This is a genomic window from Nonomuraea sp. NPDC049269 (genome assembly GCF_043197155.1).
GTDB lineage: Bacteria > Actinomycetota > Actinomycetes > Streptosporangiales > Streptosporangiaceae > Nonomuraea.
In genome coordinates this window covers 539,052-558,439 of record NZ_JBICSO010000003.1, presented here as the reverse complement: position 1 = coordinate 558,439, position 19,388 = coordinate 539,052, and the positions used below count along the sequence as shown (strand labels likewise).

The window sequence follows — 19,388 nt, the reverse complement described above, 5'->3', positions numbered from 1 at the left end:
GCGACCTGCCCCTCGGCCATCGCGGTCACCTCCCTGCCCTGGTCAGTACGGTGAAGAAGACGTACGAGACGATCTGTACGACGAGGAAGTACAGCAGCGAGAAGGCGCCGGCCGGCCCCAGGTCGAACTGGCCGACGGCGATCTTCGACAGCAGGATGCTCAGGAACGAGGTGGCGTTGCCCGGCCCGCCCCCGGTCACCACGAACGGCTCGGTGTAGATCATGAAGCTGTCCATGAACCGGAGCAGGATCGCGATCGTCAGCACCCCGCGCAGCCGGGGCAGCTGGATGTGGCGGAAGGTCGCCCAGGCGGAGGCGCCGTCGATCTGCGCGGCCTGGAAGTAGGGGTCGGGGATCGACCGCAGCCCCGCGTAGGCCAGCAGCGCCACCAGCGGGGTCCAGTGCCACACGTCCATGATCAGGACCGTGATCCAGGCGTCGGTGGAGTCCAGGGTGTAGTTGAAGTCGACGCCCAGGACGTTGTTGATCGTCCAGCCACCCAGCCCGATGTCGGCGCGGGCGAAGATCTGCCAGATGGTGCCCACTACGTTCCACGGGATGAGCAGCGGCAGCGCGACGATGACCAGGGCCGCCGACACCCAGATCCCGCGCCGCGGCATCGCCACCGCGAGCGCCACCCCGAGCGGGATCTCCAGCAGCAGCACCTGGGCCGAGAAGAGCAGGGTCCGTACGAACGCGGCGCGGATCTCGGGGTCGCGGGCGACGGATCTGAACCACTCCAGCCCCACGAAGATCCGGTCGTCGGGACTGAAGATGTCCTGGACGGAGAAGTTGACGACGGTCATCAGCGGGATCACCGCGGTGAACGCCACCGACACGACGACCGGCAGCACGAGGAACCAGGCGCGGTTGTTCTTCGGCTTGACGCTCACCCGCGTGTCGGGCGTGCCGTCCTGCGGGGCGGCGGCGGTGACGATCTCGCCGCCCACCGGGCTGCCCGCGACTGTGACGCTCTGCTCGGTCACGGTGCGCCCTCTCCGTCCAGCGGTGCGATGGACCCGCACCGGACCGCGTCCCTGAACAGGAACGCCCGGTCGGGTGCGAAGTGCAGGAACTCCACGGCGTCCGGTGCGAACCGGGCATCCGCCTCCGTCTTGGCGATCATCGGGTGGTCACCGGCCTGGACGTGCACCAGGTTGTAGGCGCCCATCCGGTCGACCGCCGTCACGCGTACGGGCAGTCCGGGCGAGGTCTCCCCGGCGCCGAGCCGGGCGAACTCCGGCCGCACCCCGATGTGCACGGGCCCCGGCTCCAGCTCGCCGACAGCTCGCCCGACGTCCGTCTCCGCCACTCTGACCACCCCGTCGGCGATCTCGGCGGGCACGACGTTCATGCCGGGCGAGCCGATGAAGTGGCCGACGAACTCGTGCGCGGGCGACAGGAACAGCTCGGCCGGCTCGCCCGCCTGCACGATCGCCCCCTCGTTGAGCACCACCACCTCGTCGGCGAAGGTCAGCGCCTCGGTCTGGTCGTGGGTGACGTAGATGAGCGTGTGCCCGGTGTCGCGGTGGATCTCCTTGAGCTTGCTGCGCAGCGTCCACTTCAGCGCCGGGTCCACGACGGTGAGCGGCTCGTCGAGCAGCACGGCGGCCACCTCGGAGCGGACCAGCCCGCGGCCCAGGCTGACGATCTGCTGCCGGCCCGGGTCCAGCCGCCGTGACCGGCGCCGGAGGTGGTCGTCCAGCCCGAGGAGCTGCGAGACCCGGCGTACCCGCTGGTCGATCTCCGCCTTGGGATATTTTCGGTTGCGCAGGGGGAAGGCCAGGTTGTCGTAGACCGACATCTCCTCGTACAGCACCGGGAACTGGAAGACCTGCGCGATGTTGCGGCCCGCCGTCGGCACGGCGGTCACCTCGCGGTCGTCGAACCAGATGCGCCCCACGGTCGGTGAGAGCAGCCCCGAGATGATGTTCAGCAGCGTCGTCTTGCCGCATCCGCTCGGGCCGAGCAGCGCGTACGCCCTGGAGCTCCGCCACGTCCACGTCATCGGCTTCAGCGCCCAGGTCCGGCCGCCGTCGTAGCTGTGCCCCACGCCTTCGAGCCGGATGTCAGCCATGCAGGTCGACCTCCGCGGCCGAGGTGGCGAGCAGGCGCCCGCCGGCGTCGTCGAAGACGAAGATGTGCGCCGGGTCCACGTAGGCCACGGTCCGCTCGCCGGGGGTGAAGAGCTGGGTGCCCGCGAGCTGGGCGACGAGGTGCCGCCCGTCGGCCAGCAGCAGGTGCAGGAAGGTCTCGCTGCCCGTCACCTCCGCGAGCCTGATCTCCGCCGGGAACTCCAGCACGTCGGATCCGCTCCGTTCGATGGTCACCTGGTGGGGGCGGACCGCGAGGACGACGTTCCGTCCCGAGGCGTGCGCGCCGGGGGAGGGGAACGAGCTGCCCAGGCACTCGATCCGGCCCTCGCGCACGACGCCGGGCAGCAGGTTCAGGGGCGGATCGCTGAGCGTCGCGGCGACGGCCAGCGTCGGCGGCTGGGCGTACATGTCCGCCACGTCGCCCACGTCCAGCACCCGGCCCTCGCCCAGGACCACCGTCGGCGAGGCGAAGGTCAGGGCCTCGGCCGGGTCGGCCGTCGAATAGAGGACCACGCTCGGCGAGTCGCGGAACATGTCCTTCAGATCGCCGCGCAACTGCTCGCGGAGCTTGAAGTCGAGGTTGGCGAGCGGCTCGTCGAGCAGCAGCACGTCGACCGGCCGGGCCAGCGCGCGGGCGATCGCGGTGCGTTGCTGCTGGCCGCCCGACAGCTCGGCGGGCCGGCGGTCGAGCAGGTCGCCGATGCCCATGATTTCGGCGACCTCGCGCACCCGGCGATCCATATCTTTCTTGGGAAAGGAGCGTGCCAGGCGCAGCGGTGAGGCGATGTTCTCGTAGACCGAGAGCGAGGGATAATTGATGAATTGCTGATAGACGAAGGCGACCGAGCGTTTGCGCACGGAAATAGCCGTTACGTCTTTTCCGTTCACCACGACCCGCCCCGAGTCGGGCGGAAGTAGCCCCCCGACGACACGCATCAGCGTCGTCTTCCCCGCCGCCATCGGGCCGACGAGGGTGGTCATTCCGCTGGATAATTCGAGGTGGATGTCGTGCAGCCAGGTTTCCCCGCGCTGCCGTACGCGGACGCCGTCGAGAACCAGCGCCATGTGCACGAGCCTCCTTGCCGGAGTCTGGATCAACTACCGCGCCGCCCTCCATCTAACATGCTTTGGTTGAGCGTGCAAAGAGGGAAGTTTCCATCCGGCTGCTTATTAGCGAATACGCATATATTTATCGACGTTTATTTGGGCGCGACGAACAAGTACGGCCCGTACGACCGGGCACGGGCCGTACCAGATGGATCTCAGACCTTGCTGATGCGGACGGCGTCCGCGATGACGTAGCCGGTGCCGGAGGTCCACCGGCTGACTCCCACGACGTTGGCGGTGCCCGCGTTGAGGGAGAAGGTGCCCAGGCTGTGCCAGCTGCCGCCGCCGGAGCGTTGGTCCACGTACACCGTCTGGTTGCCGCCGGAGGCGGCGACGATGTACGGCGCGGAGCTGTTGTAGCCGGCGTCGTCCGGATACCAGACCTCCACGCGGTAGGTGCCCGCGCTGGGGATGGTCGCCTGGTACCAGGCCGGGTCACTGGCGGCCACGGGGTTGGCGAACCGGTAGTCCGCGCCGTAACGCTGGGTGGAGTAGGTGGAGGTGCCCCAGTTGGCGCTGGCGGTGAACTGGCCGGAGGTGGTGTTGTCGACCGTGGTGGTCCACGACGGGGTGCCGCCGCCACCGGTCACGTAGCTCATGTACGTGGTCCAGTTCCAGTACTGCCCCGGGTCGGTGTGGTCGGCGCCGGGCACCTCGGAGTGGCCGATGATGTGGCTGCGGTCCTTCGGGATGCCGTACTTGTCGCAGATGTAGCTGGTCAGCGCGGCCGAGGAGCGGTACATCGCGTCGGTGAACCAGGAGGCCTCACTGACGTAGCCCTCGTGCTCGATGCCGATGGACCTGGTGTTGTACGACCAGTTGCCGGCGTGCCAGGCGATGTCCTTGTCGCGGACCATCTGGGTGATGGCGCCGTTCGACGACTTGACCACGTAGTGGGCCGAGACCTGGGCGGCCGAGTTCTGGAACCAGGAGATGGTCCCGGCGTAGGAGCCCTGGGTCACGTGGATGACGACGCGGTCGATGGCGTAGGCCGACGGGCGGCTGGAGGCGGTGTAGTTGCTGGAGCTGGCGGCCGTCCAGGTGGCGTCCGGATAGTCGGGGCTGGCCGCCTCGGCGCTGAGCGAGCGCGTGCCGGCGTACTGGCCTCGGTCGGCGGTCACCTCTTGCGGCGCCACGCGGACGTCCTTGGTCTGGATGCCGAGACCGAGCAGTTCGTAGACCGCGTCGGCGTAGAGGCGGGCGAGCTGGGGTGAGGCGGTGTTGCCGTACTTGGCCACGGCCTCGTACCAGCGGCCGGGGTCCTTCCTGGCGGCCTGGTCGAGGCCGAGCTCGTCGGCGTCGGCGCGCAGCAGCGCGGCGCCGCCGAGGATGTTGGCCTCAGTGTCGGCGCGCAGCTTCTTGACCGAGAGCCCGGTGAGCCCGGCCGCCTTCTCCAGCGCCTTCGTGGTGGGGTTGCTGACCAGGTGCATCACGCCGTATCCGCCGCTGGCGCTGGGCTCGCCGTTGTGGCCGTCGAGGTGGGTCTCGGCGTAGGCGAGGGCGACGAGCAGGTCACGGGGAACATCCTGGGCCGCGGCGGCGCGGGCGAAGGCATCGGAGAGCGGTGTGTCCTTGGCCGCGATGGCGGGCTGGCCGGCGAAGACCAGGAGAGCGGCGAGGACCGAGGAGACGAGAGCGGTTAATCGCTTGGGGGAGAGTGACATGGGAGCTCCCTCGATTCGAGTCGACGGCTGCACAGTAAGCGCGTTCCTGACAGATGTCGATAATTGACATTACTGATGAGTTAGAAGAAACTTTCCGCCCGCACAAGTGGGCCGTGAAAGTTGGGCCCCCCGATCGGCTGAAGACTATTGCGCTCTGATCGATAGAAGCTGAAACTTCTTTTCGTGACCATGCACCCCCTGCGCACCATCCTGGCCACGCTCACCCTTGTGCTCACCGCTCTCGTAGTGCCCACCACGACACCCGCGGTTTCGGCCGCGGCGTGCACGACGGATCCCGCGACGCCCAAGCGGCAGTTACGGGGGATGTGGGTCTCGTCGGTCGCCAACATCGACTGGCCGAGCAGCGCGGGGCTGAGCGTGGCGACCCAGCAGGCGGAGTTCCGCGCGTGGCTGGACCTGGCTGTGTCCAAGCGGATGAACGCGGTGTTCGTGCAGGTCAGGCCGACGGCGGACGCGTTCTGGCCCTCTTCGTACGAGCCGTGGTCGCAGTGGCTGACCGGCACCCAGGGCAAGGACCCGGGCTACGACCCGATGGCCTTCATGGTCGCCGAGGCCCACGCCCGCAACCTGGAGTTCCACGCCTGGTTCAACCCATACCGGATCGCCAACGACGACGACCCGAGCAAGCTGGTCGCGACCCATCCGGCCCGCCAGCATCCGAGCTGGCGGTTCGCCTACGGCGGCAAGCTCGTCTACAACCCCGGCATCCCGGAGGTCCGCGACTTCATCGAGGACGCCATCATGGACGCCGTCACCCGCTACGACCTCGACGGCGTGCACCTCGACGACTACTTCTACCCCTATCCGGTCAGCGGCCAGACCATCCCGGACGCCGCGACCTTCGCCCAGTACGGCAGCGGGTTCAGCAGCATCGCCGACTGGCGGCGCGAGAACGTCAACCTGCTGGTGCGCGAGTTGGACCAGCGCATCCACACCACCAAGTCCTGGGTGGCCTTCGGCATCAGCCCGTTCGGCATCTGGCGCAACGCGAGCACCGACCCGCTCGGATCGAGCACGTCGGGCCTGCAGTCCTACGACGCGATCTACGCCGACAGCAGGCTCTGGGTCAAGCAGGGCTGGGTCGACTACCTCGCGCCGCAGATCTACTGGAACATCGGCTACAGCGCGGCGGACTACGCGGTGCTGACCACCTGGTGGTCGGGCGTGGTGCGGGGCACCGGCGTCCAACTGGTCGTCGGCCAGGCCGCCTACCGGGCGGGTGCCAGCGGCCAGGACGCGGCCTGGCAGGATGCCGCCGAGCTCAGCGACCACCTGACCGACAACAGGAAACACCCGGAGGTGGTCGGAGACGTCTACTTCAGCGCCAAGGACGTCAAGGCCAACCGGATCGGCGCCATCGCCACGCTGGTCGCCGCTCACTACGCCAAGCCCGCCCTGCTGCCCGCCCGCGGCACCGCCGCCGCACCGGCGGCTCCCACGATCACGGCGGCGACCAGGGGCTCAGGCGGCGTCGCGCTCTCGTGGCAGGCGAGCGGGTCCACGGCCTACGCGATCTACCGGGTCAGCGGCTCCCAACCGGCCGCCGATCCGTGCTCGTACGCCGATGCCCGCAACCTGCTCGGCACGACCAGGCAGACCGCCTTCACCGACGCCACGGCGACGGCCACCGGCACGTACACCTACTACGTGACCGCGCTGAACCGGACCCACCAGGAGAGCGCGCCGAGCGCGGGCTCGGTGGTGACGGGCTCGGGTGCGTTCAGCGTGGTAATCGACAATTCCGACGCCGGATTCGCCGCGAGCTCCTCCTGGGGCACCTCGTCGTTCTCCGCGCAACTCTACGGCGCCGACTACCGCTTCGCCGACCCCGTCGCGGCCAGCGACCCGGCCTGGTACAAGGCGGCCATCCCCAGCGCCGGGAGCTACCGGGTGGAGGTCTGGTACGCCGCCAACGCCGGCTACAACAGCGCCACGCCGTACATCGTGGCGGCCTCGGGCGGGAACCAGAGCGTGGCCGTGGACCAGCGCACGGGCGGCGGCCAGTGGCGGACCCTCGGCACGTACACCCTCAACGCGGGCACCTACAACGTGGTCGGGGTGAGCCGCTGGACCACCACGACGGGCTACGTCATCGCTGACGCCGTACGCATCACCAAGGTCACTTCTTGAGTGCGTGGCCCTCCTCGTCGAGGTAGTCGCGCCACGAGCGCTTGGGCGTCCAGCCGAGCATGCGCACCGCCTTGGCGCAGGAGATGCCGGAGGCGTCGGGACGGGCGAGCGGCCGCAGCGGGATCGCGTCGCCGAAGTGCTCCCGCAGGAGCGCCGCGAAGTCGTGGCCACCCACGTTGTCGGGCGAGGCGATGTAGAACACCTCGTGTCCCGGCAGGTCGGACTCGGTGGCCAGCACGATGGCGTCGGCCAGGTCGTAGGCGTCGATGTAGCTCCACAGCCCGGCACCCGGCTGCCCGTCGCGGATCTGCGGGCCGAGATTGCGCTCGTAATTGCCCTCGTGCTGCACCCAGCTCGGGCGCAGGGAGATGCATCGGATGTCCGACCGGCGCACGGCGGCGTCCATGAGCTGCTCGCCGAAGTGCTTGGCGGTGGCGTACGGGTCCTGCGGCCGGATCGGGTGCTCCTCGTCCACGGGCGCGTAGTCGGGCAGGAACGGGCGCTCGGGGAAGAAGAAGCCGGGCACGGTCTCGCTGGAGATGTTCACGAACCGGGTCGCGCCGAACCTGATCGCCGCCTCCAGCATGTTGAAGGTGGCCATCAGGTTGTTCTGGAAGACCACGTGCGGGGGGTTGGTGGTGGGCACGGGGATGGCGGCGGTGTGGACGATCGCGTCGGCGCCGCGGGCCACCGCGTACGCCGCCCCGGCGTCGGTCAGGTCGGCCTGCTGGTAGTGGGGGGCGCCGGGCTCCGGGCGCTCCCAGATCGGGCGGGTGAGGTCGACGGCGGTCACCTCGTGACCGGCTTCGAGCAGGGCCCGGGTGGCCGCACGTCCGACCTTTCCATGGGCACCTGTGACGACGACGTGCATGGAGGGCTCCTTAGGCACCGAGGGGTCGGATGTCCAGGATAGGGGCCGGATCATCGGCACTGAAGGCTTTGAATCGTTTCGCTTCAGGTCGGTAGTTCGGGGGCGCCGAGGGGCGGACACGCGGCAGGTCTACTGATACGTTTCCGTTTCGTTACCGCAGGAAAGGCTTGACGCCCCCGGAATGTAAAGCCTATGTTAACGCCCTAACGAGGCCATTGAAACGATTTAAGCTTCGAGCCCCAAGGGGTGTTATGAAGACCACGCGTCACAGGCTCGGGGTGGCCTTCTTCGCCGCCCTCCCTCTCCTCTCATTGGCGGCATGCGGCTCGTCCGGCGGGACGACCGCCTCCGACGGCAGCGTCACGATCTCCTTCCTCTACGACAACAACGAGTCGACGGTCAACGCGGCCAAAGCCGTCGTCCAGGCCTTCGAGGCGGCCAATCCGAAGATCAAGATAGAGACGGAGTCCCGCCCGGCGGGCACCGAAGGCGACAACATCATCAAGACCAAGCTGTCGACTGGCGAGATGAGCGACGTCTTCTGGTACAACTCCGGCTCCCTCCTCCAGGCGCTGAATCCCGGTCAGACCCTCGTCGACCTCACGGGCGACCCGGTCATCAAGGACGTCGAGGAGACGTACCTGCCCGTGGTCACCCAGGCCGGAAAGGTGTACGGCGTGCCCGCGGGCACCGCCACCGGAGGCGGCATCCTCTACAACAGGAAGGTCTACGAGAAGCTCGGGCTCCAGGTCCCGAAGAGCTGGGCCGAGTTCACGGCCAACAACGACAAGATCAAGGCCGCCGGGCTGACACCGGTGATCTCCACGTTCAAGGACTCGTGGACCTCACAGCTGTTCGTGCTGGCCGACTTCTTCAACGTCCAGGCCGCCTCGCCGACCTTCGCGCAGGACTACACGGCCAACAAGGCGAAGTACGCCACCACCCCGGCCGCGCTCACCGGCTTCAAGCGTCTGGAAGAGGTGCACGCCAAGGGGTACCTCAACAAGGGCTTCGGCTCGGCCAACCTGGACGCGGGGATCAAGCTGCTGGCCGAAGGCCAGGGCGCGCACTTCCCGCTGCTCACGGGGGTGGTGCCCGGTTTCATCGGGAAGTTCCCGCAGGTGGCCACCGACATCGGCTACTTCGCCCTCCCGGGTGACGACGCCGCGAAGAACGGTGCCACCGTCTGGGAGCCCTCGGCCGCCTACATCCCCAAGACGACCAAGAAGCTCGACGCCGCCAAGAAGTTCCTGGCCTTCATCGCCTCCCCGGCGGGTACGGCGGCCCTCGGCAAGGGGACGCCGCCGTCCGGTCCGTACCGGATCAAGGGGGCCACGCTCCCGGCCGACGCGGTCCAGGTGGCCAAGGACCTGCAGGGCTACCTCGACAAGAAGGAAGCGGCGCCCGCGCTGGAGTTCGTCTCCCCGGTCAAGGGCCCGTCCCTGGAGAACATCACGGTCGCGGTCGGCTCCGGCCTGACCACCGCGGCGGAGGGGGCGGCCCAGTACGACAAGGACGTGGAGAAGCAGGCCAAGCAACTGGGGCTCGCAGGGTGGTGACCTCCTCGAGGCCCGACACGGTCACGTCGTCCGAGCCGCCCACAGCGGCGGCCGGGCGGCGTGCCCCCGCGCGGAAGGGCAAGGACGGGCGTGGCAACCCGTACCCCTACCTGTTCTACGTGCCCGCGGGGATCGTCTACACGGTCGTCTTCCTGGTCCCGACGATCATGGCCTTCTACTTCTCGATGACCAGGTGGACACTGTTCGACAGCACCTTCGTGGGGCTGGAGAACTTCACCGACTTCTTCGCCGAGCAGAACCTGCGGATCGGCTTCCAGAACACGCTGATCTACGCGGTGACCACCAGCGGGCTGAAGGTCGTCCTGGGGATGGCGCTCGGCGTGGTGCTCACCTCGCGGCTGAAGATGCGCGGCTTCCTGCGTTCCGTGGTGTTCTTCCCGGTGCTGGTGAGCACGGTCGCGGTCGGCATCACGTTCAGTGTGCTGCTCAAGCCCGACACCGGGCTGGTGAACAAGGCGCTGGCCCTGGTGGGCATCTCGGGCCCGGACTGGCTCGGCGACGCGAACACCGCGCTGCTGTCGGTGGCGCTCGTGGACGTCTGGAAGGGCGTCGGCCTGGCCACCGTCATCTACATCGCGGGCATGATGTCGATCCCGCGCGACTACTACCAGGCGGTCGCGGTCGACGGCGGCAGCGCCTGGCACCGGTTCAGGTATGTGACGTTGCCGCTGAGCTGGCCCGCCACCAACTCGGTGATCATCCTGTCGTTCATCGGCGGGCTGCGCTCCTTCGACCTCATCTGGACGATGACCCGCGGCGGGCCCGGCTTCACCAGCGACGTCATCGCCTCGATCATCTACAAGCAGTATCAGGCGGGGTTCTTCGGCCTCTCGACCGCCGGGAACGTGATCCTGTTCGTCGTGGTCACCGCGCTGGTCGTGCCGCTCACCCGCTTCTTGAGCGCCAGGGAGGTCGCCGCATGAGGGCACTGCGGAGGTCCGGACTCGAACTCGTCGCGGTCGTCCTGGCCGTCGTCATCTTCGTCGTGCCGTTCTCGTTCATGGTGCTCACGGCGGTCAAGGACGAGGTCCAGTCGGGAGAGCTGGACTTCGGCTGGCCGACGAGCTGGCCCGTGGTCCAGAACTTCGTCGAGGTGATCGAGGCCCGCGACTACGTCCTGCTGAGGGCCTTCGTCAACAGCACCGTGCTCACGGTCGCCGCCGTGACGCTGCTCGTGGTCTTCTGCTCGATGGCCGGGTTCGTGCTCCAGCGAAGGGCCGGCCGGATGCGGTCGGTGGTCAACTTCCTGGTGCTGTCCGGGCTGATCATCCCGCCCGCGATCGTCCCGACCATCTGGGTGCTCCAGACTCTCGGCCTGTTCAAGACGTTGCCGGGGCTCATCCTGGTCGAGGTCGCCTTCCACATGTCCTACTCAGTGCTGCTTTATCGTGCTTTTGTGTCGGCGGTGCCGCGCGAGCTGGACGAGGCGGCGATGATCGACGGCTGCACCGGGTTCAAGCTGTTCTTCAAGGTGATCTTCCCGCTGCTCCGGCCGGTGACGATCACGGTCATCCTGACGACGTCGGTCGCCGTCTTCAACGACTTCGTCAACCCGCTCTACTTCCTGCCCGGTGACGAGAACGCCACCGTCCAGCTCACCCTGTACAACTTCCAGAGCCAGTACAGCACGCAGTGGAACCTGCTGTTCATGGACATCGTGCTCATCACGATCCCGCCGCTGCTCGCCTTCATCTTCTTCAACCGCAAGATCGTCGCCGGGATGACCGCCGGCGCTGTCAAGGGCTGACCGCTCAGAGGAGCCGCATGACCATCGACCTGCGTTTCGAGCACCACCGAGAGCCGATCGGCATCGGAGAACCCAGGCCACGGCTGTCCTGGACGGTCCGCAACGACCGTCCGGGCTGGCTGCAGCACGGCTATGAGGTCGAGATCCGCGATGCGGAGGGCAAGGTCGTCTCGGCGACCGGGCGCTCGGAATCCGTGCTGGTCCCGTGGCCCGGTGACGATCTGAGCTCGCGCGAGCGCCGGGACGTACGTGTGCGGGTCCGCGGTCAGGACGGCAAGACGAGCGAGTGGAGCGAGTGGAACTCGGTCGAGGCTGGGCTGCTGGACGCGGAGCAGTGGCAGGCGGGCGCGGCGGCGCCGCCCGCCGAGCTGCTCGACGCGCCAGACGGGCCCGCGACCATGCTCAGGCGCGACTTCGCCCTCCGCGGGCCGGTCGAGCGGGCGCGCCTGTACGTGACCGGCCACGGCCTGTACGAGGTGGAGATCAACGGGCGCGTCGTAGGCGACGACGTGCTCGCGCCGGGCTGGTCGAGCTACGACCACCGGCTGCGTTACCGTACGCACGACGTCACCGCGCTGCTGTCGGAGGGCGACAACGCCATCGGCGCGATGCTCGCCGACGGGTGGTACCGCGGCCGCCTCGGCTTCAGGGACGGCCGGGTCGAGACGTACGGTACGCGTACCGCGCTCATCGCCCAGCTCGAAGTGGTCTACGCCGACGGCTCGACCGACGTGGTGACCACCGACGGCTCCTGGCGCTGCGCCCGCGGCCCGATCCTCGCGGCGAGCCTGTACGACGGCGAGAAGTACGACGCCCGCCTGATGCCCGCCGGCTGGTCCTCGGCCGGCTTCGACGACAGCGCCTGGCTGCCCGCCGACCTCGTGGACCATGACCCCGGCCTGCTCGTCGCCCCCACCGGGCCGCCGGTCCGCCGGGTGGAGACGCTGCGTCCCGTCGAGGTCATCCAGGGCCCCGGCGGCGAGACGATCCTCGACTTCGGCCAGAACATCTCCGGCCGCCTGCGCATCCGCGTCGAGGGCCCCGCCGGCCACACCATCACACTGCGCCACGCCGAGGTCCTGGAGAACGGCGTCCTGTCGCGGCGCCCGCTGCGCAACGCGGCCGCCCAGGACGAGTACACCCTCGCGGGCGGCGCGGCGGAGGAGTGGGAGCCGCGCTTCACCATGCACGGCTTCCGCTACGCCGAGCTGATCGACTGGCCGGGCGAGCTCGCCCCCGACAGCGTCCAGGCCGTCGTCTGCCACACCGACATGCGCCGCACCGGCTGGTTCACCTGCTCGGACCCCCAGCTCCAGCGCCTGCACGACAACGTCGTGTGGAGCATGCGCGGCAACTTCGTCGACCTGCCGACCGACTGCCCCCAGCGCGACGAGCGTCTCGGCTGGACCGGCGACATCCAGGTCTTCGCCCCCACCGCGAGCTTCCTGTACGACTGCGCGGGCACCCTCGGCTCCTGGCTGGCCGACCTGGCCGCGGACCAGGACGAGTCGGGCATGGTGCCCTACTACATTCCGTGGGTCGGCCTCGCCATACCCCCCAAGCCGGCGGCGGCGTGGGGAGACGCGGCGGTGATCGTGCCCTGGGTGCTCTACGAGCGTTTCGGGGACCTCGGGGTGCTGGAGGCGCAGTACGACAGCATGAAGGGGTGGGTCGACCACATCGCGGGCATCGCCGGCGACGACCACCTGTGGGACGAGGGCTTCCAGTTCGGCGACTGGCTCGACCCCGCCGCGCCGCCGGACCAGCCCGGCAAGGCCAGGACCGACGCGTACCTCATCGCCACCGCCTACCACGCGTGGACCGCGCAGCTCCTGGCCGACACCGCGGAGCTGCTGGGCCGGAGCGGCGACGCGGAGAAGTACGGTGCGCTGGCGGCCGAGGTGCGGGCGGCCTTCCGCCGCGAGTACGTCTCGCCGTCGGGCCGCCTGGTCAGCGACACCCAGACCGCCTACGCGCTGGCCCTGCACCTCGGCCTGGCGGAGACGCCGGAGCAGCGGGCCCGGCAGGGCAAGCGGCTGGCGGAGCTGGTCGACCAGGACGACTACCGCATCGGCACCGGTTTCGTCGGCACGCCACTGGTCTGCGCCGCCCTGGCGTCGGTCGGGGAGCACGACACGGCCTACCGGCTGCTGACGCAGCGCGAATGCCCCTCGTGGCTGTACCCGGTGACCATGGGCGCCACCACGATCTGGGAACGCTGGGACAGCCTCCTGCCCGACGGCTCGGTCAACCCCGGCGAGATGACCTCGTTCAACCACTACGCGCTGGGCGCGGTCGCCGACTTCCTGCACGGCACGCTGGCCGGCCTCGCCCCCGCCGCGCCCGGCTACCGCCGCATCCGCGTCGCACCGCGGCCCGGCGCCGGCCTCACCCACGCCTCCGCCGAGCACGAGACGCCGTACGGTCCGGCGGCGGTGGCCTGGTCCCGGTCGGGCGGCAAGCTCACGGTCACCGTCTCCGTACCGCCGGGGACGACGGCCGAGGTCTCGCTGCCAGCCGGGGAGCCGGTTGAGGTGGGGGCGGGGATGCACACGTTCACCGCTCCGTACCGGGATCCGGCTGACGATCCGGTGGCCTGAGCGTGGCACCTGGGACGGCGGGCTTTTGACGCCGTCCCAGGTGCGCGGTGTGCTCGGCTCGATAAGGTGCATTGAGTGATCTGACGGGTACGACCGTTCTGGCCGCGAGGGGCACTCGCGCGAGGAGGTCCTTTGGTATCCGGGTGGATCCTGCGCTTGGTCGCGGCCGTGGCGGTGATGGCGGCCGCCGTCGTTCCCCTCGGGCGGGTCGAGGCTGTTTCCGGCGTGGCGGTCGAGGCCACTACGCCCACTACGACCCCCGATGACGCGGTGTGCCCGGCGCGGGACATGCGGGTCACCACGCCGTACGCGATCACCGGTTACTGGTTGGTGCCGCGCTCCGACCCGTGCGTCACGCGGCGGACCGTGGAGGCGATCCACGGGGTCGGGGGCGACACGCTCATCACGTTCGGCCCGCGCCTGGTGCCGAGCCGGGTCGACCGGGCGGGGCGGCTGCTCAAGGACGGGGTGCCCGACCCCGACTTCACCGGCTGCGTCGAGAACCGGAAGACGTGCTACCAGGCCGCCCGCGAGGCGGTCCCGCGCATCCGCCGGGTGTACGGCTACGCGGCGAACGAGCTGTTCGGCGCCGGCCTGCTGAGGTGCCCGGCGCTGGACCGGCGGATCGAGAGCGGCGGGCGCGTCTACTACCGGCTGCTGCTGGGCAAGTCCTGCTCCAGCGGCCCGTACGACCTCGTGCTGATCGCGACCGACGGCGACGGGCTGGGCAACCTGATGGCGGAGGCGGCCGCGTACGGGATGAAGGTGTTCCCCGGACTGCCCGCCGCGTCGCAGGACGTCAAGCGGCCGTGGCTGCCGGACCTGGCGCACCTCGGCGCCGTCACCGCGCTCACCGAGCGGGTGCTGACGGACTATCGGGGCAGGTACGGGGCGTCGGCGGCGTTCGCCGGGGTGTACCAGTCGTTCGAGCTGGCGGTGAAGTCGCGGCCCAGCGTCGATCCGACCATCGACCTGTACCAGGCCCAGCATGCTGTGGTGGCCGCCACGCTGCCGGGGAAGAAGATCCTGGTCAGCCCCTATTTCGACGCGCGCAGGGACAAGGGCTTCCCGCCGCAGCGCGTGGAGGCGGGGTTGCTCGCCATCGCGGCCACCGCGCACGGCGCGCCCATGGCCGTCGCCGTGCAGGATGGGCGCGGGACGGGCAAGACGCCCGTCTACGGCCTCGACGAAGCGGACGCCAAGGTCGATCCCCGGCTGGTGCCGGTGGTGGGCGACGTCACCAACCGGCAGGCGTACTACGGCTCGACCTACGACTACCTCCAGGCGGCGGCGCGGTCACGGCCGCCGGGGGTGGAGCTGTGGGTGAACGTGGAGGCATTCGAGCCCACCCCGGTGCCCGGCGAGTGCGGCCGGGCCGACCCGATGCCGCTGCGTGGCCGTACGACCAAGAAACGCCTCGACGCCCAGATCATGGCGGCCGGGACGGCCGTGACCAAGGTGATCTCCTATGGCTGGGACCCGTTCCTGACGTGCCAGCTCAACTGGATGACCCCATCGCTCAGCGACGACCTCCACGCCTCCTGGAACGAGCCGCTCATCCTCGGCGCGACCAGGAACGCTGCCGGGATCGCGGTCAAGGGCAGAGACCTCGCGGGCGGCACGGTCAAGGTCCAGTACGCCCGGACCGGGGCCGGGGTCAAGACGGTGACCGTGACTCAAGGACCAGACGAATCCACTGCCGCCTGGATCCCCTTCACCGCCCCGACCGACGTGGATCCCCGGCGACCGTGGCTGTACATCACGGCCGTGAACGGCGCCGGCCACTCCACCACCAACCCCTACGTCATCCCCGCCTGACGCCGTCCGTGACGTCCGTTGTCCGCGATCCAGCACCGTCTGTGGGGTCCATCGGGCTGGCCGGCCCGGTCCGGCAACCGCGTCCATCGGCTGTGCCCCGGCCCCTTCCGCGACCGCCACCTTCGCAAGGCCGCGGTCCGGCGCGGTTGCTTCACCAAGGCGGTGGCGCCGCCGACAGTTCGGCGGCGCCATCGTCGCGGCGCCGGAGGCGGCCGATGCCACCTGGCGGCGGTGTCAGTCCAGTGTGGCGGCGTGCGGGTCCCAGTCGTCGGGGAGTGGTGGTGGGGTTGGCGAGGTGGTGTGGAGGCGGCGGGACTCCCCGTCTTCTCCGGCGTCGCCGATGGCGGTCATGATCTCCAGGACGTGCAGGGCGAGCGCGCCCGAGGCCCGGTGCGGGGTTCCGGTGCGCAGTGATCTGGCCATGTCCAGGACGCCCAGCCCGCGCCCGGCGGTCGTGCCCGTGACAGGCAGTTCGCGCCACTCGGCGTCATGCAGGCCGCGGGCCAGCAGCGGTCCGTCGAAGGTGTTGGGGTCGGGCAGCGACAGCGCCCCCTCGGTGCCGATGACCTCGATCATCCTCCGGTCGACGGGCGAGTCGAAGCTGAACGTGGTGGTCGCGCTGGCGCTGCCCGCGAAGTCGATCAGTGCGTTGACGTGCGTGGGCACCTCCACAGGAAACGCCGTGCCCGCCTTCGGCCCCGAGCCGATCACCCGGTGGTCACGAGCCCGCCGCGTACTGGCCGCGACCCGGGCCGCCGGACCGAGCAGGGCGACGAGGGCGGTCAGGTAGTAGGGGCCCAGATCGAACAGCGGGCCGGCGCCGCGCTGGTACAGGAACTCGGGATTGGGGTGCCACGACTCGGGACCCAGGCTCTGCAGGGCGGCCGTGACGGCGACCGGGGTGCCGATGAGGCCGGCGGCGAGCGCCCTGGCCGCCGACTGGAGCCCCGCGCCGAGGAAGGTGTCGGGGGCGTTGCCGACGAGCAGGTTCAGGTTCGCGGCCTCCGCCGTGACCTTGGCCGCCTCGTCCATGTCCAGGGCCAGCGGCTTCTCGCCGTACACGTGCTTGCCCGCGCGCAGCGCCGCGAGCGCCACGGCGCCGTGCGCGGACGGAATCGTCAGGTTGACGACGATCTCCACCTCCGGCAGCGCCAGTACGGTGTCGACGGTGCCGGAGACCGGCACCCCGTACTCGCGCGCGGCGGTCTCGGCCCTGGCCGTGTCGAGGTCGGCCACGCCGAGCACCCGGACGTCCGGGAAGGTGGACAGGTGGCGGAGATAATGGCTGCTGATCACACCGGCGCCGACGACGGCGACGCCTACGGGGCCGGCGTTCACGAACCGCTCAGCTGCGTGAGGTAGGCGTGGCTGCCCGCGAGAGCGTCGAAGATGTCGCCCGCGCAGCTGTCGAGCTCCACGATCCGCCAGGCGTCCGGGCTGGCCGCGAGGATCTCCGGCACCGGCATGACGCCCTGGCCCACGGCCACGTGCGGCTCGTCCTTGACGACCGGGCCGTCCTTGACGTGCAGCGCCAGGATCCTGGAGGAGAGTCCACGGAGTAAGGCAGGTACGTCCGCGCCGCCCACGGCCGCCCAATAGGTGTCGATCTCCAGGAACACCTCCGGAGCCAGCAGGTCGGCGAGCGCCTCCAAAGCGTGGCGGCCGTCGATCCGCGGCTCGATCTCCCACCAGTGGTTGTGGTAGCCGATCCGCATGCCGTACGCGGACGCCTGCTCGGCCAGGCCGTTCAGCAGGTCGGCGGTCCTGGACAGGCCGTCGCGCGTGGTGAACTCCTCGTGCGCGATGCCGCCCGGGATGATCACCAGGTCGGTGCCGACGGTGGCGATGGCGTCGAAGACCTCGGCCGGCTCCTGGCTGAGCAGGGCGTAGGCGTGCGTGCTCGACACGGCCAGCCCGAGGTCGTCGGCCACCCGCCGGAAGCCCTTGGGGTCGCCGGTGGGGTCGAAGGGCTCGACGGCTCCGTAACCGATCCCGGCTATCCGGCGTAGCACGTCGTCACGGTCCGCGGCCAGTTGGTCCCTTACGGAGTAGAGCTGCACACTGAGCGGCTTGGTCATTCTCAGCTCCCATGGTGCTTTTAGTCCACAATCTGTACATAATCCTCTGGGGTGGATCAGGCATCGTCAAGGGCGTGCGGCGAGTCATCATCGGAGCGCCGACGCGAGGACGTCCACGAGCAGGGCGGCCTGCGTGCCGTCCTCGTCGAGGTCGGGGTCGAAAATCGTGATCTCCAGACCGGCGGCTCCCGGGAGACGGAGCAGGCCGCGCAGCAGCCCGGCCAGGCCGTCCGCGTCGAGCCCGCCGGGCGTGGGGGAGTCGACGGCGGGCAGCACCGCGGGGTCGAGTACGTCGGCGTCGATGTGGATCCAGAAGCCGTCGAGGTCGTCGCGGACCAGGATCTCCCTGGCGACGTCGAGGGTGCCGGGGCCGATGCCGGGGGCGGGCACGTGGGCGAGGCCGGACTCCTTGACGTCCCTCAGGTCCTCGTCGTCGCGTACGCCGAGCACGATCACGTCCTCGTCGGCGACGTACGGGCGCAGGCCGCCGATGTCCACCAGGTAGTCGTCGCCACGACCGGTCACCAGGGCGAGGGCTTCTCCGCCCGCTGAGCCCACGTGCGGGGAGTTGCCGAGGTGGCGGAAGTCGGTATGGGCGTCCAGGTACGCCAGGCCGTACCGACCTGCTTCGCGCAGTGCGAGGGCTGGGCCGAGCAGGATCGAGCAGTCACCGCCGAGGACGATCGGGAACGTCCCCGACGCGCGGATGGCGGCGACGCGGTCGGCCAGCTTCCTGGCGTAGGCGGCGATCGCCGGGCCGTTGCGGACGCCGTCGCCCGGCTGCCAGGTGGACACATAGCGCGGCGGAACCACCGCGCCCGCGTCACTCGCGCCGATCCGCTCCCGCAGCCCGGCGTCGCGGAGCGCCCACGGGGCCTTGTAGCAGCCGGGGACCACGTCGGGGGCAGGCGGGCGGAGGCCGAGGTTGGACGGGGCGTCGAGGATGGCGAATCTTGCGTCAGGAGTTATAGTGGTCATACTCGTGACGCTAGCAGGAGGAGTCGGGGATGCGCCAGTACGTCGATACGGGGTTGGTGGCGTTGGACCTGGCCAACACGTGGGACGAGTATCTGGACGAGCCGGAACGACTGCCGGACCCTGCGGCGCTGCGGCGGTTCTGCGAGGAGTTCGGCGAACCACTTGGTCGGACGCCCGGCCGGCGCGTTGACGAGGAGCCTGGGGGGCGGGCGGGCAAGGAGCCGGGGGAGTTGGCTGGCGAGGAGCCTGGGGGGCAGGCGGATTTCTTGGAGTCAGAGTTGGCCGCTGTGCGGGAGATGCGCGGGCGGTTGCGGGCCGTGCTGGCCTGCGAGACGCCGGAGCGGACGGGGGCGCTGGCCCGGTTCACGGAGAGGCTGTCGGCGCGCGTGGAGGTCGAGGATGTCGACGGGGCGCCGGTGCTACGGCTCGTCGCACCGGACGGCGCGGGGACGGCGGACCGGCTGGCGGTGCGTGCGGTGCGCGAGCTGCTCGACGTCGCCGCCGCGGGGGACTGGGTACGCCTGCGCCTGTGCGCCGCCGCGCCGTGCCGCGACGCCTTCATCGACCGGAGCCGGCCGGGGCGGCGGCAGTTCTGCTCGACCCGGTGCGCCAACCGCGCCCACGCCGCCGCATCCCGCGCCCGCCACCGCACCTGACCGGGTATCGGGGGATTCCGCGTGGATAATCCCCCGGCCCCCG

Annotated in this window: 15 protein-coding genes; 7 read left to right on the top strand and 8 right to left on the bottom strand. The window is 69.9% G+C overall.

The window, feature by feature from the left end; translation table 11 throughout:
- Nucleotides 1-25: 25 nt before the first annotated feature.
- The 4 genes from ACGFNP_RS20275 to ACGFNP_RS20260 all read right to left on the bottom strand — a co-directional run bounded on the left by ACGFNP_RS20275 (nt 26) and on the right by ACGFNP_RS20260 (nt 4,866).
- Nucleotides 26-985: a sugar ABC transporter permease gene (locus ACGFNP_RS20275; protein WP_358316373.1), complete on the bottom strand. Its 960-nt coding sequence runs from the start codon at nt 983-985 to the stop codon at nt 26-28.
- Complete coding sequence (locus tag ACGFNP_RS20270; protein ID WP_393320565.1) at nt 982-2,076, bottom strand: ABC transporter ATP-binding protein; 1,095 nt, start codon at nt 2,074-2,076, stop codon at nt 982-984. The genes ACGFNP_RS20275 and ACGFNP_RS20270 overlap by 4 nt, the downstream gene beginning before the upstream one ends.
- The gene (locus ACGFNP_RS20265; protein ID WP_393320562.1) at nt 2,069-3,160 is read right to left on the bottom strand and encodes an ABC transporter ATP-binding protein; all 1,092 of its coding nucleotides are present in this window, start codon (nt 3,158-3,160) and stop codon (nt 2,069-2,071) included. Before ACGFNP_RS20265 ends, ACGFNP_RS20270 begins: the two co-directional genes overlap by 8 nt.
- 197 nt (nt 3,161-3,357) lie before the next feature.
- Nucleotides 3,358-4,866 (bottom strand): N-acetylmuramoyl-L-alanine amidase, encoded by a 1,509-nt coding sequence (locus tag ACGFNP_RS20260; protein WP_358316382.1) that lies wholly within the window; start codon nt 4,864-4,866, stop codon nt 3,358-3,360.
- A 189-nt stretch (nt 4,867-5,055) separates the two neighbouring features.
- Between ACGFNP_RS20260 and ACGFNP_RS20255 the strand changes: the two genes are divergently transcribed.
- Nucleotides 5,056-7,017 carry a family 10 glycosylhydrolase gene (locus tag ACGFNP_RS20255; RefSeq protein ID WP_393321563.1) on the top strand — a complete coding sequence of 654 codons (1,962 nt, stop codon included), beginning with the start codon at nt 5,056-5,058 and terminating at the stop codon, nt 7,015-7,017.
- Here ACGFNP_RS20255 and ACGFNP_RS20250 read toward each other — a convergent pair.
- The gene (locus tag ACGFNP_RS20250; protein WP_358316385.1) at nt 7,007-7,888 is read right to left on the bottom strand and encodes an NAD(P)-dependent oxidoreductase; all 882 of its coding nucleotides are present in this window, start codon (nt 7,886-7,888) and stop codon (nt 7,007-7,009) included. The genes ACGFNP_RS20255 and ACGFNP_RS20250 overlap by 11 nt on opposite strands.
- A 251-nt stretch (nt 7,889-8,139) precedes the next feature.
- Between ACGFNP_RS20250 and ACGFNP_RS20245 the strand changes: the two genes are divergently transcribed.
- The 5 genes from ACGFNP_RS20245 (at nt 8,140) to ACGFNP_RS20225 (ending at nt 15,633) form a co-directional block, all read left to right on the top strand.
- Nucleotides 8,140-9,447: an ABC transporter substrate-binding protein gene (locus ACGFNP_RS20245; RefSeq protein WP_358316388.1), complete on the top strand. Its 1,308-nt coding sequence runs from the start codon at nt 8,140-8,142 to the stop codon at nt 9,445-9,447.
- Nucleotides 9,444-10,391 carry a sugar ABC transporter permease gene (locus tag ACGFNP_RS20240; RefSeq protein WP_358316391.1) on the top strand — a complete coding sequence of 316 codons (948 nt, stop codon included), beginning with the start codon at nt 9,444-9,446 and terminating at the stop codon, nt 10,389-10,391. Before ACGFNP_RS20245 ends, ACGFNP_RS20240 begins: the two co-directional genes overlap by 4 nt.
- The gene (locus ACGFNP_RS20235) at nt 10,388-11,215 is read left to right on the top strand and encodes a carbohydrate ABC transporter permease (RefSeq protein ID WP_358316394.1); all 828 of its coding nucleotides are present in this window, start codon (nt 10,388-10,390) and stop codon (nt 11,213-11,215) included. The genes ACGFNP_RS20240 and ACGFNP_RS20235 overlap by 4 nt, the downstream gene beginning before the upstream one ends.
- Nucleotides 11,216-11,232: 17 nt before the next feature.
- The gene (locus ACGFNP_RS20230; protein ID WP_393320556.1) at nt 11,233-13,815 is read left to right on the top strand and encodes a family 78 glycoside hydrolase catalytic domain; all 2,583 of its coding nucleotides are present in this window, start codon (nt 11,233-11,235) and stop codon (nt 13,813-13,815) included.
- A gap of 132 nt (nt 13,816-13,947) precedes the next feature.
- The gene (locus ACGFNP_RS20225; RefSeq protein WP_393320553.1) at nt 13,948-15,633 is read left to right on the top strand and encodes a DUF4434 domain-containing protein; all 1,686 of its coding nucleotides are present in this window, start codon (nt 13,948-13,950) and stop codon (nt 15,631-15,633) included.
- Between the two features lie 234 nt (nt 15,634-15,867).
- On the opposite strand, the gene ACGFNP_RS20220 is transcribed toward ACGFNP_RS20225, so the two are convergent.
- The 3 genes from ACGFNP_RS20220 to ACGFNP_RS20210 all read right to left on the bottom strand — a co-directional run bounded on the left by ACGFNP_RS20220 (nt 15,868) and on the right by ACGFNP_RS20210 (nt 18,689).
- Nucleotides 15,868-16,971 carry a Gfo/Idh/MocA family protein gene (locus ACGFNP_RS20220; protein ID WP_393320550.1) on the bottom strand — a complete coding sequence of 368 codons (1,104 nt, stop codon included), beginning with the start codon at nt 16,969-16,971 and terminating at the stop codon, nt 15,868-15,870.
- Nucleotides 16,968-17,711 (bottom strand): sugar phosphate isomerase/epimerase family protein, encoded by a 744-nt coding sequence (locus ACGFNP_RS20215; RefSeq protein ID WP_393320547.1) that lies wholly within the window; start codon nt 17,709-17,711, stop codon nt 16,968-16,970. Before ACGFNP_RS20215 ends, ACGFNP_RS20220 begins: the two co-directional genes overlap by 4 nt.
- Before the next feature lie 87 nt (nt 17,712-17,798).
- Nucleotides 17,799-18,689 carry an arginase family protein gene (locus ACGFNP_RS20210; RefSeq protein WP_393320544.1) on the bottom strand — a complete coding sequence of 297 codons (891 nt, stop codon included), beginning with the start codon at nt 18,687-18,689 and terminating at the stop codon, nt 17,799-17,801.
- A gap of 29 nt (nt 18,690-18,718) precedes the next feature.
- On the opposite strand from ACGFNP_RS20210, the gene ACGFNP_RS20205 reads away from it, so the two are divergent.
- Nucleotides 18,719-19,345 carry a CGNR zinc finger domain-containing protein gene (locus ACGFNP_RS20205; RefSeq protein WP_393320541.1) on the top strand — a complete coding sequence of 209 codons (627 nt, stop codon included), beginning with the start codon at nt 18,719-18,721 and terminating at the stop codon, nt 19,343-19,345.
- The last annotated feature ends 43 nt before the right edge of the window (nt 19,346-19,388 follow it).

Excerpts from the sequence above, each read along its gene's own strand:
- ACGFNP_RS20235 (WP_358316394.1), top strand. The coding sequence starts at position 10,388 with ATGAGGGCACTGCGGAGGTCCGGACTCGAACTCGTCGCGGTCGTCCTG.
- ACGFNP_RS20205 (WP_393320541.1), top strand. The coding sequence starts at position 18,719 with ATGCGCCAGTACGTCGATACGGGGTTGGTGGCGTTGGACCTGGCCAAC.
- ACGFNP_RS20250 (WP_358316385.1), bottom strand. The coding sequence starts at position 7,888 with ATGCACGTCGTCGTCACAGGTGCCCATGGAAAGGTCGGACGTGCGGCC.
- ACGFNP_RS20210 (WP_393320544.1), bottom strand. The coding sequence starts at position 18,689 with ATGACCACTATAACTCCTGACGCAAGATTCGCCATCCTCGACGCCCCG.
- ACGFNP_RS20255 (WP_393321563.1), top strand. The coding sequence starts at position 5,056 with ATGCACCCCCTGCGCACCATCCTGGCCACGCTCACCCTTGTGCTCACC.
- ACGFNP_RS20230 (WP_393320556.1), top strand. The coding sequence starts at position 11,233 with ATGACCATCGACCTGCGTTTCGAGCACCACCGAGAGCCGATCGGCATC.
- ACGFNP_RS20270 (WP_393320565.1), bottom strand. The coding sequence starts at position 2,076 with ATGGCTGACATCCGGCTCGAAGGCGTGGGGCACAGCTACGACGGCGGC.
- ACGFNP_RS20260 (WP_358316382.1), bottom strand. The coding sequence starts at position 4,866 with ATGTCACTCTCCCCCAAGCGATTAACCGCTCTCGTCTCCTCGGTCCTC.
- ACGFNP_RS20265 (WP_393320562.1), bottom strand. The coding sequence starts at position 3,160 with ATGGCGCTGGTTCTCGACGGCGTCCGCGTACGGCAGCGCGGGGAAACC.
- ACGFNP_RS20245 (WP_358316388.1), top strand. The coding sequence starts at position 8,140 with ATGAAGACCACGCGTCACAGGCTCGGGGTGGCCTTCTTCGCCGCCCTC.
- ACGFNP_RS20215 (WP_393320547.1), bottom strand. The coding sequence starts at position 17,711 with ATGACCAAGCCGCTCAGTGTGCAGCTCTACTCCGTAAGGGACCAACTG.